Genomic DNA, 13,168 nt, shown 5'->3' on the forward strand with positions numbered 1-13,168 from the left:
TCAGAATTAGACTTGCGCTTAATCTTAGGAGCGTAACCACGACTGAAACGCGGCGCTACGGATAAAACGCTGAAAGTTGGCGGTCAGAGTAGCCAAGTCATGGCTAGTATCCAAGATGAAATCCGCGGCAGCTAGCCGCTGAGTGCGCCCGATTTGCGCGGCAAGCCGGGCTTGGGCCGCCGCCTTAGTGAGACCGTCACGCTTTTGCACCCGTGCCAATTGCAGCGCCTCGGGCAGATCCGCCACCAGAATGCCATCACAAAGCGTTTGATAATTCTCCTCGATCAATAAAGGAATCTCTGCCACCACTAACGGCGCGCTGCTGTCTCGGCCACGCGCGATCGCCGCCATAATCGCGGTGCGGATCAGCGGTTGCGTCAGTTGATTCAACTGCGCCAGCGCTTGGGGATCACTGAAAACCAATTGGCCTAATTTGGCCCGATCCAAACTGCCATCCGCCCGCAAATATGCCGGACCAAATTGGGCTTGAACTGCCGCTAAGCCTGGTGAATCAGGCGCCAGGATTTCGTGTGCGATTTGATCAGCATCCACCAAGTAAGCGCCCCAGTTGACGAAGCAAGTCGCGACCGCCGATTTCCCGGAAGCAATCCCTCCGGTAATTCCCAAAACTTTCGTGCCTAGCTCAGCCATCAAGCACAACCCCCTGGGGGAGTGGCTGGCACTGCGGACAGAAATGCGTGCCTCGACCACCGACTTTGACTTTCTTGATCGGAGTTTGACACCGCGGGCACGGATCATCTTCATGACCATAAACGTGGAGCGCGAACTGAAAATGACCTTGATGGCCATTAGCGTCAACATAGCTGCGAATACTCGTGCCACCAGCGGTTACCGCTTGTTTCAATTCCGCGATAATCTGATCGTGCAGCGTCTGCGCCTGGGTCAGGGTAACTTGATCTGCCGGCAGCAACGGGTTCAACCGGCTTAACCACAAGACCTCATCCACATAAATATTGCCCAACCCGGTGACCACATGCTGATCCAGCAAAGTCGGCTTCAACGCCTTATGATGCTTTTGCAGCCCGGCATAAAAACCAGCGACGGTAAAGTCGGGTCCTAGTGGTTCAGGCCCTAACGCTTTGATCCCAGATAACTGGTCCTCGGTTCCCGTCCGCACCAAGGTCATCCGTCCAAATTTGCGAACGTCTTGATACTGCAAACTGGTGCCGTCGGTAAACGTGAACACCACATGCACATGCTTGTTCGCCGGCGCCGATGTTGGTTCCAAGAAATATTTACCTTCCATTCGCAAATGGCTGACCATCGTTAATTCATGGTCAAACCGAAACAGCAAGTACTTACCGCGCCGTTGGATCGTCTCCACCCGCCGACCAGTCAGCGTATCAACGAAAATCGGTTGATCATTCGTTACGATTTTCGGGTAGAGCACCGTCACCGTTTTGATCCGCTTGCCTTGGATCAAGGTGATCAGTGAGCGCCGAACTGTTTCAACTTCAGGTAATTCTGGCACAATGATCCCCCTCTTTGTCCATTTAATGCTATTTGTCTGATTGATGCTATTTGTCTGATTGCTGCCGTTTGTCTGTTTGAACCGTTCAACCCAAATTATTTGGCGTCATACCAAGTGGCTCCGTGGGCGCTATCGACCACCAAAGGCACATCCAAACTAACCGCAGAGTCCATCACTTGCGGGACGATTTTCGCCAAAATCGGGACTTCCGCTGCTGGCGCTTCGAAAATCAATTCATCATGAACTTGCAGAAGCATTTTCGCCTGTAGGTGTTCTTGAGTCAAGCGCTGCTGCATATTGATCATCGCGACCTTGATGATATCCGCCGCGCTGCCTTGGATCGGCGTATTCATCGCCGTTCGTTCAGCAAAAGACCGCAAATTGAAATTCTTCGCGTTAATATCCGGCAAATAGCGGCGGCGATGCATGATGGTTTCCACATAGCCTTGTTGCCGTGCTGTCGCTACAATCTCCTTGATATACGCTTGAACATCTGGATACTGCTCGAAATAAGCCGCGATAAACGCCGCCGCTTGTGGCCGGGAAATTCCAATATTCTTCGCTAAGCCGTAATCACTGATGCCGTAAACAATCCCGAAATTGGTGGCCTTCGCCTGACGCCGCATATCTGGCGTTACTTGGCTTGGATCGGTCAGCCCGAAGATCTTCATTGCTGTATTGGCATGAATATCCAACCCGTTTTTGAAGGCGGCTTGCATATTCTGATCCCCAGAAACATGGGCCAGGACCCGCAATTCCACCTGGGAATAATCGCTGGAGAAGATCTCCCAATCAGGATGGCTGGGCACAAAGGCCTGACGAATCTTGCGTCCCTCCGGCAAGCGCACCGGAATATTTTGTAAATTAGGGTCAACTGACGATAACCGCCCCGTTTGCGTCAATGTTTGCAAGTAACGCGTATGGACCTTGTGATCAGGATGGATCACTTTCAATAAGCCGTTGATATAAGTTGACTGCAACTTCGAGATTTGCCGATAGGTCAGAATCCGCTCAATGATCGGGTGGCTCTTCTGTAATTGTTCCAAAACTTCAACCGAAGTGGAATAGCCTGTTTTATTCTTCTTGATCACAGGCAGTTTGAGCTCTTCAAAGAGCACCACCCCTAATTGCTTGGGTGAATTGATATTGAATTCGTGACCCGCATCTTGATAGATTAAAGTCTCAATTTCTGTCAACGTCTGACTGAAGTCCTGTTGCATCACCTTCAGACGCTGAGTATCCACGGTGATCCCCGCCAACTCCATCTGCGCCAAAACCAACGCCAAGGGAGCCTCGATCTCATCATAGAGTTGATCCTGATCGTTAGCCCGTAATTTCTCCGTCAACTGATCCTGAAGTTGATAAATAGCCTGCGCCTTTCGACTTAAATGCTCGCCTAAAACCGTGTAATCCGTCGGAATCGCCCGCTTGGTGCCCTTACCGTAAACATCCAAATCAGTTTGGACGCCGGTGTAACCGTGAAGATGCGCAATCACGCCTAAATCATTGCTATTATCAAACGTGTTCAACAAATATGAAACCAATAAAAGATCAAAACTCATGCCCGCAATGTTCAGATCAAGTCGGGCCAGCAAAACATCTGTCTTCTTACTGTCGAAAACATATTTGAGCTGATTTTTATCAGCCAGCCACTGACTCAGGGCGGGTTCCTGCAACAAACTAAGATCATCGCTGTAATACCATTGCTGTGGCGTGCCCAGGGCAAAGCCTACTGGCGTGTCAACGTGATAGTTGTCGCCCAGAATATCCAAATCAAAAGCGCGAGGTTCCTCATTGGCCAAGGCGGTCGCTAAATTAGCCCGCGTCAACTCGACCAACTTGATCGGTGTTTCCGCCGCGTCGGCTTCATTTTCATCCGCTAAATCGCCCAAATCCATTTTGGCTAATTTCGACTTGAAATCCATCTCTTGATAGAACGCGATCAACGCCGCCTGATCTACCGGCCGCCGATTCGTTGCCGCCAAATCGATTGTCAACGGCGCGTCCGTGTTGATGCGCGCCAACGTTTGCGACATCAGCGCCGCCTGCTGATCATTGATCAGGTTTTCTTTCAACTTGCTGGGCTTCATTTCTGCGACGTGCTCGTACAAGCCGGCGATTGAACCATATTGAGTTAGAAGTTTCAGCGCGGTCTTCTCCCCAACTTTGGTCACCCCGGGGTAATTATCAGAGGTGTCGCCCATCAATCCCTTGAGATCAACGATTTGTTCAGGATCGATCCCCAGTTTCTCCCGGACGTGCTCTGGGGTATAGGTTTCCAACTCATTAACACCTTTGATTGTGACTTTAACCGTGGTGTTGGCCGTGGTCAACTGGGTTAGGTCCCGATCTCCGGTCACCACCGTTACCGGCATTTTGTCGGCGGCAGCTTGCGCCAGCGTGCCAATAATATCATCAGCTTCATAGTTCGGTAGCTGATAATGCGTCAAACCATAGGCATCCAACAGTTGATTGATATAAGGCAATTGTTCCGCGAATTCCGTCGGCGTTTTCGAGCGATTACCTTTATAATCGGGAAACAATTCCGTCCGGAACGTTGTTTTACCCGCGTCAAAAGCGACCAAGACATGGGTCGGCTGCTCCGCGGCCAACAGTGAATCCAGCATATTGCTGAAGGTATAAATAGCGTTGGTATGCAGCCCTTGACTATTTGTAAAATGATCCAGCGAGTTGTGCAGGGCAAAAAAGGCTCGAAAAGCCAAACTATTTCCATCGAGAAGTAGCAATTTATTTGGTTGTGCTTCCGTTGTCATCAGTCCTCCATCTTTTGTTCCCACGTTAACGCTGGCACCAGATCGACTTGACCGTCAAGATACCCGCAAGTCCACCAAACCAGAGTCGGAACGCCGCACCGTCTTATTTCCACTCTTAATTCTTGAGCAGATCCTCATAGACAGTTTCATACTTTTGAATATCCCCGGCACCCATAAAAACGACCACCGCGTCGGAATATTGCAGCAATGTTTGCATTTGATCCAAGTGTAGCACTTCACCGCCATGTTTGATCAACGCGCCAAGATCCGCGCTGGAAACTTGACCTTGTTGTTCCCGCGCCGAACCGAAGATTTCCGTCAAATAAACCTGATCGGCCAAGTCCAAACTTGCGGCAAACCCTGGCATCAACGCCTGCGTCCGTGAATAGGTGTGCGGCTGGAAAACCACTACTAATTGACGCTCTGGGTATTTTTGCCGGGCGGAATCAATCGTGGCTCTGATTTCGGACGGATGGTGCGCATAATCGTCAATGACTGTCACAGAACCGAAATGCTTCTCGGCAAACCGGCGCTTCACCCCAGCAAAAGTCAACAATTCCGCCGCGACCTCATCCATTGCCAGGCCTTCCAAATAACTGACGCCGATCACCGCTAAACTATTCAAAATGCTATGTTGCCCATATAAATGAATCACGAAATGACCAATGATCTGGTCGTGATAGCGAACATCAAACTCAGAGCCCGCAGGTGATTCCTTCAGATTGATGGCTTGGAAATCATCATCATCCTGCAGACCATAGTAGTAAATTGGCGCCGTCGCCTGAAGTTTCCGCAAACTAGGATCATCACCCCAAGCGAAAATGCCTTTCGCTGTTTGCCGAGCTTCCTGCTCAAACGCGCTGAAAACATCGGCCAAATCGTGATAATAATCCGGATGGTCAAAATCCACATTGGTCATGATCACATAATCAGGATGATAGGCCAAGAAGTGTCGCCGATATTCATCAGCCTCAAAGACGAAGAATTTGGCATCCGCCTCACCCTTGCCTGTACCGTCGCCAATCAAATACGCCGTTTTATCAACGCCGCTGAGCACGTGAGCCAACAGTCCAGTCGTGCTGGTCTTGCCATGAGTCCCCGCGACCCCGATGCTGGTGTATTGCCCCATCAATTGGCCCAGAAAATCATGATAACGTATCACTTCCGCGCCTAATTCATGGGCGGCCTTGATTTCCGGATGATCATCTTGAAAAGCGTTCCCGGCAATATAGGTCCAGCCGCTGCGAATATTAGCTGGGTCGAACGGATAAATCGGAATGCCCGCCGCTTCCAGATTCTTTTGGGTAAAGGTGTATTGATCAATATCCGAACCAGCCACCTGATAACCTAAGTCATGGACAACCATGGCCAGCGCGCTCATCCCCGAACCCTTGATTCCAATAAAAAAGTATTTCTTCGTTTGCATCATTTTCACCCTAATGTCAAATTAATTTAGTAAAGCTGTAGCGCTTATGCAAATTGATACTGCCCCTGAAAATCAAAGGCCTGACCAACAACCGCGTCATGAGGTAAGACCATGATGCCCCGCCGTGCTGGCGCGTTGGCCAAGGCCAATTCCCGCGGACTGCAGATCATGCCGAAACTTGCGACGCCGCGCAGTTTCCCAGGCCAAATCAATTTGCCACTAGGCATCATCGCGCCCACCAAAGCAACCACAACTTTTTGACCCGCTTGGACATTTGGCGCGCCACAAACAATCTGTAACGGTTCCCCTTGGCCCACATCAACTTGCGTAATTTGCAGGTGATCAGAATCAGGGTGCGCCTTCATCTCGAGAACGTGGCCAACGACAAATTTTGGCGCGCGGTCTGCTTCCAGTGTCGCGGGTTGCTGCGCGGCGCTGAGTAACTGATTGATCTGGGCCACTTGTTCCTCAGTTAATGTCACTTGACCTGAGCCCGCTAACGCAGTCAAATGTTTAGAAGCGTTAAATAAGTTGTAACCAACAACTTGGTCATTGTCACGGCGTTGAATTTGGATCAAATCGCCAAACCGGACAGCCTTTTGTTCGGAAGCCGTCGCCTGAGCAGTGGTCATAATAAGAACGTCGCCTAACGCGACCGGATTATAGCTTGTAATCAGCAATCAAAAAACTTCCCATCATTTTTTTATTGTTATTATTTTATTGTTAATGGCAACTAAAATATCGTCGTTAGCGACAGAAAGCCAGCAGTTCTGCAAAAAACGCAGAAGCAACTGGCTTTGGTTGCACGTTTATTATTGTAAGCTAGATGGGGTCTTTTTTAAAGTCTTAGATCGCAAAAGCAAGATTATTAATGAATTTTTCAATCTCTGCCTTAGTTTTGCGATCCTTGTTGACGAAGCGACCAACTTCTTGTCCATCTTGATAAGCAACGAAACTGGGAATACCCATAATGTTCAATTCAACGGCCAAATCCATGAATTTATCCCGATCCACTTCAATGAAATTGATGTCGGGGTATTCCGCTTCGATGGCAGGCATACTTGGCTTAATGAACCGGCAATCGCCACACCAAGTCGCGGTGAAGAACAGCATTGTTTTGCCCTCAGCCGTAATTGATTTAAGATCTTGTTGTGCTAACTCTGATAATTGCTTCATGATCGTGCCTCCAAAAAAGTTTCAATTCAACTACTTGTACTATATGCTATCTTTTAGTAAGCGTCAACTGAATTAGCTTCTTCTTGATGATTGGTTGACTGGTTGACTAAAATATTTCGGCCGCAGCTTGCGCTGCGAAATTCGGGGTGAGCTCGCTGTGGGCGTCACTTTGAGCTTTTCGGAAAACCACCGAAAATCTCAAAGCTGAGCCTTATTCTAAGCGGCAAGGCCGCTAAGAATAACGACACGGCGATCTCACCCCGAATTTCTCCGCTCCAGCCGCTCAACGTTTTAACAGCCGTTTGAGCACTCACGCCATTCGACAAGCTATTGCCAATTGATGGGGTGACACGCAAATGACGACCGTGGTTAGAGGTTACAAATTTTAAATTGGCGACACCAGTTCAGTCTGTCAGATGAACTGAGGCAAGTTCTAGATGAATCGGCTGAATTTGTTGATTTCCCCCAAGAATTGTCGAGGGAACAGGTAAAGATTTCTGGCTTACGCAAACTGTACCAACCAGCTATAATCCGCATCAATTGATGTCGCCGTACCACCAAAAAAGGGGCGATTGTTTTGCTCTCTTGCTCGCAAAAGCACTTCGTCAAATCCTTCGCTTCAATTGCAGATCAGCTCAATTCTGCCCAGCAACCGGCTGGGACTGCGCGGCTCAGTGGTGAAATTGTCCTTGGCGGCTTGGCCGCTTAGGACAAGGCTCGATTTGAAGACAAGCCGCGCTTTTTGCGGATTGGCTTCAAACGATGCCCACCACGTTCCAGTCCGCAACAGCAGTCCCAGCCGGTTGCGTTACCACCTAAACCCACCCAATCCCGCAATTAAGCGCAAGATCAAGAATGAAAACCTGCCATTCCGAAAAGAATTTACTCATTTTGTTTGCCCCTCGCCGCAAAACGGGGTATCCTAGTGATTACAGGAGTATTTTGCAAAAAATTTGGTGATCGTGAGGGAGTAACCATGACAGAAGCATCGAAGAAATTTCTCAAATATACCTTGATTGGTTTCGCAAGTGGCTTAACGGTCGGGGCAGCCGCGGCTTTTAGCTGGCACTTTAAGGAAAAGCAATTACCGGAAAGCCTACTTGATGAAATCAAATCATTGTTTTTGAAAGAAGGACCAATTGAGGGTTCTTGGATCGAAGCAACACCGCGGACCATTACTTGGCGCGGCGACCGTCACTTGGCTTACTTCGGCGGGATCACCCGGGAAGAAAATCAGCGTTTGGTTCAATACCAGTTTATTTTCGACGCCAAAACCAAGGAATTACTTGATTTGAAAAAAGAAGCCCTCGCCTAGACCTGGGATAAAACCAAGCGACTTCAAACAGCTAAGCAAAAACCATCACTCGACAAACATGGGTGATGGTTTTTTGGATTATTCAGAAGTACCCGCCATTGTCTGGGGTTGAGCATCCAGGGCGTAGATCACCTGACCCTTCGCGGCGAATTTCTGTTCATATTCTGTTTGCACGTTCGTCACCGCGCGTTCACTGCGATGTAGATCCAATGAAATGAAATCAAATTGCCAAGCGCTGGCGTTCAAGCTGATCAAGGAGTATTCGAACAGGCCTTGATTATCCGTCTTGAAACGTAATTGACCGGTTGGCGCCAAAATTTGTTGGTATTGCGCCAAGAAACTTGGATAGGTCAGACGGCGTTTCGCATGTTTTGTTTTCGGCCACGGGTCGGAAAAGTTCAAGTAGAGATTGCTGATTTCCTGGGGCGCAAAATACTCAGTGACCGCGGCGCCATCGCCCAAGAATAGTTGCAGATTCGGTAATTGTAAGGTGACCTGCTTTTGCAAGATCATGCCTAACGCCGAGGCTTGGATCTCCATGGCAATGAAATTCAATTCAGGATGAGCCTGAGCCATGCCGATAATGAACTGGCCTTTACCGGAACCGATCTCTAATTGGATCGGCAATTGTGGTTGCGTGAAACGTTGGGCCCAGTGCCCCTTCAGGCCAGATTGAGCTGAAACAACCAGTTCAGGATGGGTGGCCATTAATTCTGGCACCCAGGGTTTGTTGCGCAGACGCATTTATTTCTTCCCCTTCTTACCAGCGTTCAGGCGCTGGGGTACGTAAATTTTTGTAAATAGGACTAGGAACGCGAACGATACCACGATAATCAGCAGGGACCAAGGCAAACCGGAAAGACCCAAACTGAACAAAATGGTCACACTATCCACCAGCCATTCAATCGCTAAAAGTGGTGCCAACACCCCGTTAAACTGCTGTTGGCGTTGCTTCACCGTGGTCGGCAGCAACTTCACCAAGGCGTTGTGATCGAAATGATGGTACAGCGGTAGGAGCTGATAGCCAGTCAGATATAAGAACAACAGCGTCAGGATCAGCAAGAGTACCGGTTGTTTGATCAACGCCAATAAAACGGCGCCAATCACCACGAAACGCAACCAAATATTGCTATAATCGGTGCGCCGTAGGAAAGCCCGGATCAGTAGGTAATGGTAGGCTCCTGGTTGGCGTTGGGACCAGAAACGGATCAGCGAATCTAGCCACCGACGTTGCACCACGTGGCCCCCAATTTCCGGCACATCCACAAACAAATTGTAAAAGCGTAAAAGCCGGACCTGGCGAACGTTTTCTTTGGCGATCACTTGATACCAGGCTAGCGATTGTAAAGACAAGCGGCGCTGCACCAAGATCTGTCCCACTTCAAGCAAGATGGCCACCAGCAGGCCCCACCAACTTGACAGCAGAAAGGCCAAAGCCAGGCTAAGCAATAATCCCAAGTAAACGACGCCCATCAGATCGCGCTGCAATTTCTCGGTCACAATGGCGAAACTCGCTAAATATTGGCGCCAAAGATCTAAGTCCTTATAAATCAACACGGTAATCACCAAGAGCCACCACTGTAAGAGATCGAACCTGGTCGCGCGCAAAGCGAAAGGCATCAAGACGACCCCCACTGCTAGGATCAACGCCCCTGGCAAGATCAAACTGAACCAGCGGGCCCGGCGCAAATAGGTTTTCATTTCTGTTTCTCGTGGCAACAAGAACACTTGGTCCGCATTGACAACCAAGGTTGACAACTGCCCTACTGTCACCATCGCGATCAGAATCACACCGAGTAACAACGGCGCCCAAGTCAATGGTGTTTTGATTGTTTTCAACTGGTTGCTATACCAGTAGGCCAAGGCGCCCGCTAAGAAAACAAACGCCAGAATCAAATGGTCATTAAAGACATACTGTAAGTACTTACTTTGCTTGACCAGATATTTACGGCGACGTTGCGCCCACATTTGCGCAAAATCAGACATCGCCATTCTCCTTTGCCATTGTCAAATAAATATCATCCAAATGATCTGGCGTCACGTGGAAATCCGCCGCCAATTCTGTCACAGTGCCACTGGCGCGAATCTGGCCCTGATTCAACAAGATGAAGCGATCCGCTTGCGCTTGCGCCGTCGCCAAAATATGGGTGGTCATCAAGACAGCAGTACCAGCGGCCTTTTTCGCGGCGATTAGATCCAGCAAGTTATGCACCGCCAATGGATCTAAGCCGGTGAAGGGCTCGTCGATGATCAACAAGCTGGCATCGGTCATAAAGGCATTGACGATCATCACCTTTTGCTGCATCCCTTTGGAGAAATGAACGGGAAACCAATCCAACATTTGGTCTAAACGGAAGGTCCTCAGCAAGGCGTTGGCCCGTTCCCAAGTCGCCGCCGGGTCCAACTGATAGGCCAAAATCGTTAATTCCAAGTGTTCCCGTAAGGATAGTTCAGGATAGAGGATCGGCGTTTCCGGCACAAAGGCGATCTGTTGCCGATAAGCGGCCAAGTCGGTGGCCTGTTGCAGACCATCGATCGTCATCGTCCCCGATAACGGCTGTAATAGACCCAAAATATGTTTGATCGTGGTTGATTTACCGGCGCCGTTCAATCCGATCAATCCGACAACTTCCCCGTTATTGACGGAAAAACTAACGTCATTCAAAATTTTCAAGTGTTGGTAGCCACCTGTTAAGTGCGCGACTTCTAGCATCGTTTAAGTTCCTTTCTTGAGCCCAGCAGATAGTAGGGACAAAGAATCCGAGTTTCAACGGTCCTTACTATTTTTTTAGTTACTAATATGATAGCATGAAATGGATAGTTTGGAATATTCAATCATAATTATTGAAGGTGAATCTATTGGATAATTGTATTTTTTGTAAAATCATTCGCGGGGAGATCCCCAGTGTCAAAGTCTATGAGGATGAGGATGTGCTGGCCTTTCTGGATATTTCTCAGGTGACACCTGGTCATACCCTTTTAGTGCCTAAAAAACACGTTCCTGATATTTACGCCTACGACAGCGAATTGGCTACGCGCGTCTTCGGCCACGTGCCCGAAATCGCCCGAGCGCTGAAGGCCGCTTTTCCTGATGCCCAAGGTTTAAATATCTGTAATAATAACGGCGAATTGGCCTATCAATCTGTTTTTCACTCCCATATTCATTTTGTGCCGCGTTACAGCACAGATGATGGCTTCAAGATGCACTGGGCCAACAATGCCGATCAGTACGATAACGCCAGTCTAACGGCGATTGCCGCGAAGATCAAGGCTGCTTTAGCCGAGGAGGACGCCTAAATGAGTCAGCGGAAACAGAAGAAACGCCTTAATTTTGGAAAAGGACTGCTGTGGGGCGCCTTGATCGGCGGCACCACCGCACTGCTCACCTCTAAGAAGAGCGGTGCCCAGCGCCGCAACGAATTTAGCGCCTATCTTAACGGCTTAACCACCGCAACTGATAACGTCAATCAGAGTGTGCGCAAATTACGCCGGTCACTGGAGCGACTGCATCAAGAGCTCAGTGACAACGCGGCGCCGACCGTGAGCGCGATCAAACAAGATATGACCGATTTTGAATTTCAAGCCCAACCACGCTTGCGGGCGCTTGACCGCGAGACCACCCAGTTGCAGGCCGATTTGAATCAGTTGTCCGGCGCGACGGGAACCCCGACAACGACTGACCAAGACGCACCGCAGTAACCACCGCCGCGAAATATGAAGTTTTTGTGGCGAATTGGATTTTTTTAGCACAAAGGCTTGAACATTCCATTAAATTTGCTGGTTTGTTTTTATTTGCGCGGTAATTATGGTATATTACTAAGAGTGTTGAGTTTTTATCTAGGACTTTGAATAGGATGTGGATTCAGTATTATGAAAAAATCAATGAAGAAGCTTGTTTTAGCGGCCGCTAGTTTGCTGGCAGTCGTGGGACTAGCAGGCTGCAGTAGCAAGACTGTTGTTTCCATGAAGGGCGGTAAGATCACCGAGTCAGAATTCTACGACGAAATGAAGAAGTCTTCTTCAGGCCAATCGACGTTGCAAACGATGATCATTACCAAGGCGTTGGAACAACAATATGGTAGCAAGGTCTCCAAGGATAAGGTCACCAAGGAATATAAGAAGTTCAAGAAGTCATACGGTTCACAATTGTCTTCCGTTTTGGCTAGCAACAACATGACCACCACCGACTTAAAGAACAATATTCGAACGAATTTCTTGACTGAAGTTGCTTTGAAGGATCTCAAGAAGGTTTCTGACAAGCAATTGAAGAAACAATGGGCCAGCTACGAACCTAAAGTTACCGTTGCTCACATCTTAGTTGAAAAGAAAGCCACTGCTGAAGATATCATCAAGCAATTGGATGATGGCGGCGATTTCACTAAGTTAGCGAAGAAGTATTCCACGGATACAGCGACGAAGTCAGACGGTGGCAAATTAACCGCCTTTGACAACACGGACACTTCATTGGACAGCACTTTCAAGGCAGCGGCCTTCAAGTTAGCCCAAGGCAAGTATACCGAAACACCGGTCAAGACTTCATACGGCTACCACATCATCAAGATGATCAAGAACCCTGGTAAAGGTAAGATGGCTGACCACACGAAAGATCTGAAAGAACAGATTTATACCACTTGGTTATCTGATTCCACGGTCATGCAACAAATTTTGGCCAAGGTTATCAAGAAAGCCAACGTTGACATTAAGGACAAGGATTTGCAAAACGTCTTGTCAACCTACGTTAGCAGCTCATCCAGCTCATCTTCAAAATAAGCTGATCAATCATCAGTCAATTTCAAAAACAGGTCGTTTCTTCGGCCTGTTTTTTTGATTTCCTTTGCGACTGTGAACCCATCTGATTACCTGCGGCGCTCCAGCCGGCATCCAATCCACGGCATCCGCTAAAATTATTGAAAAAATATCAAATAAACTTGGCGAGCTAATCATGTACGCGGCCATTTATAAAGCGCTTTCTTAGCCCTCTTTGG

The 13,168-nt window shown here is 48.6% G+C and carries 15 protein-coding genes; 4 read left to right on the top strand and 11 right to left on the bottom strand.

Annotated features, from left to right (window positions below):
• Positions 1 to 24: 24 nt before the first annotated feature.
• The 8 genes from coaE to ACYVSB_RS07770 all read right to left on the bottom strand — a co-directional run bounded on the left by coaE (position 25) and on the right by ACYVSB_RS07770 (position 7,655).
• Entirely contained in the window at positions 25 to 651 is a 627-nt protein-coding gene (gene coaE, locus ACYVSB_RS07735; RefSeq protein ID WP_461219011.1) for a dephospho-CoA kinase, read from the bottom strand.
• Positions 644 to 1,492 carry a DNA-formamidopyrimidine glycosylase gene (mutM, locus tag ACYVSB_RS07740; protein WP_461219012.1) on the bottom strand — a complete coding sequence of 283 codons (849 nt, stop codon included), beginning with the start codon at positions 1,490 to 1,492 and terminating at the stop codon, positions 644 to 646. The genes coaE and mutM overlap by 8 nt, the downstream gene beginning before the upstream one ends.
• Positions 1,493 to 1,587: 95 nt before the next feature.
• Positions 1,588 to 4,266, bottom strand: coding sequence for a DNA polymerase I (polA, locus tag ACYVSB_RS07745; RefSeq protein WP_461219013.1), 2,679 nt, complete (start codon positions 4,264 to 4,266; stop codon positions 1,588 to 1,590).
• 115 nt (positions 4,267 to 4,381) lie between these two features.
• A complete protein-coding gene (murC, locus tag ACYVSB_RS07750; protein ID WP_461219014.1) occupies positions 4,382 to 5,695 on the bottom strand; it encodes a UDP-N-acetylmuramate--L-alanine ligase in 1,314 nt (437 codons plus the stop codon).
• A gap of 41 nt (positions 5,696 to 5,736) precedes the next feature.
• Positions 5,737 to 6,372, bottom strand: a complete 636-nt coding sequence (gene ytpR / locus ACYVSB_RS07755; protein ID WP_461219015.1) for a YtpR family tRNA-binding protein — start codon at positions 6,370 to 6,372, stop codon at positions 5,737 to 5,739.
• 166 nt (positions 6,373 to 6,538) lie between these two features.
• Entirely contained in the window at positions 6,539 to 6,868 is a 330-nt protein-coding gene (locus tag ACYVSB_RS07760) for a thioredoxin family protein (RefSeq protein WP_461219016.1), read from the bottom strand.
• Between the two features lie 164 nt (positions 6,869 to 7,032).
• Complete coding sequence (locus ACYVSB_RS07765) at positions 7,033 to 7,224, bottom strand: hypothetical protein (RefSeq protein WP_461219017.1); 192 nt, start codon at positions 7,222 to 7,224, stop codon at positions 7,033 to 7,035.
• Positions 7,225 to 7,487: 263 nt separating this feature from the next.
• Positions 7,488 to 7,655, bottom strand: a complete 168-nt coding sequence (locus ACYVSB_RS07770; protein WP_461219018.1) for a hypothetical protein — start codon at positions 7,653 to 7,655, stop codon at positions 7,488 to 7,490.
• A 189-nt stretch (positions 7,656 to 7,844) separates the two neighbouring features.
• Between ACYVSB_RS07770 and ACYVSB_RS07775 the strand changes: the two genes are divergently transcribed.
• Complete coding sequence (locus ACYVSB_RS07775; RefSeq protein ID WP_461219019.1) at positions 7,845 to 8,183, top strand: hypothetical protein; 339 nt, start codon at positions 7,845 to 7,847, stop codon at positions 8,181 to 8,183.
• 78 nt (positions 8,184 to 8,261) lie between these two features.
• Here ACYVSB_RS07775 and trmB read toward each other — a convergent pair whose 3' ends face one another.
• Genes trmB through ACYVSB_RS07790 form a run of 3 tightly spaced genes read right to left on the bottom strand, consistent with a single transcriptional unit; the run spans position 8,262 to position 10,896 of the window.
• Complete coding sequence (gene trmB, locus ACYVSB_RS07780; protein WP_461219020.1) at positions 8,262 to 8,927, bottom strand: tRNA (guanosine(46)-N7)-methyltransferase TrmB; 666 nt, start codon at positions 8,925 to 8,927, stop codon at positions 8,262 to 8,264.
• On the bottom strand, positions 8,928 to 10,169 hold the full coding sequence (locus ACYVSB_RS07785; RefSeq protein ID WP_461219021.1) for an ABC transporter permease: 1,242 nt from the start codon (positions 10,167 to 10,169) through the stop codon (positions 8,928 to 8,930).
• Entirely contained in the window at positions 10,162 to 10,896 is a 735-nt protein-coding gene (locus tag ACYVSB_RS07790; protein ID WP_461219022.1) for an ABC transporter ATP-binding protein, read from the bottom strand. Before ACYVSB_RS07790 ends, ACYVSB_RS07785 begins: the two co-directional genes overlap by 8 nt.
• A 146-nt stretch (positions 10,897 to 11,042) precedes the next feature.
• On the opposite strand from ACYVSB_RS07790, the gene ACYVSB_RS07795 reads away from it, so the two are divergent.
• The 3 genes from ACYVSB_RS07795 to ACYVSB_RS07805 all read left to right on the top strand — a co-directional run bounded on the left by ACYVSB_RS07795 (position 11,043) and on the right by ACYVSB_RS07805 (position 12,953).
• Complete coding sequence (locus ACYVSB_RS07795; RefSeq protein WP_461219023.1) at positions 11,043 to 11,480, top strand: HIT family protein; 438 nt, start codon at positions 11,043 to 11,045, stop codon at positions 11,478 to 11,480.
• Positions 11,481 to 11,882, top strand: coding sequence for a YtxH domain-containing protein (locus ACYVSB_RS07800; protein ID WP_461219024.1), 402 nt, complete (start codon positions 11,481 to 11,483; stop codon positions 11,880 to 11,882).
• A 183-nt stretch (positions 11,883 to 12,065) separates the two neighbouring features.
• Entirely contained in the window at positions 12,066 to 12,953 is an 888-nt protein-coding gene (locus tag ACYVSB_RS07805; protein WP_461219066.1) for a peptidylprolyl isomerase PrsA, read from the top strand.
• The last annotated feature ends 215 nt before the right edge of the window (positions 12,954 to 13,168 follow it).

It is taken from the genome of Lapidilactobacillus salsurivasis (genome assembly GCF_054785215.1).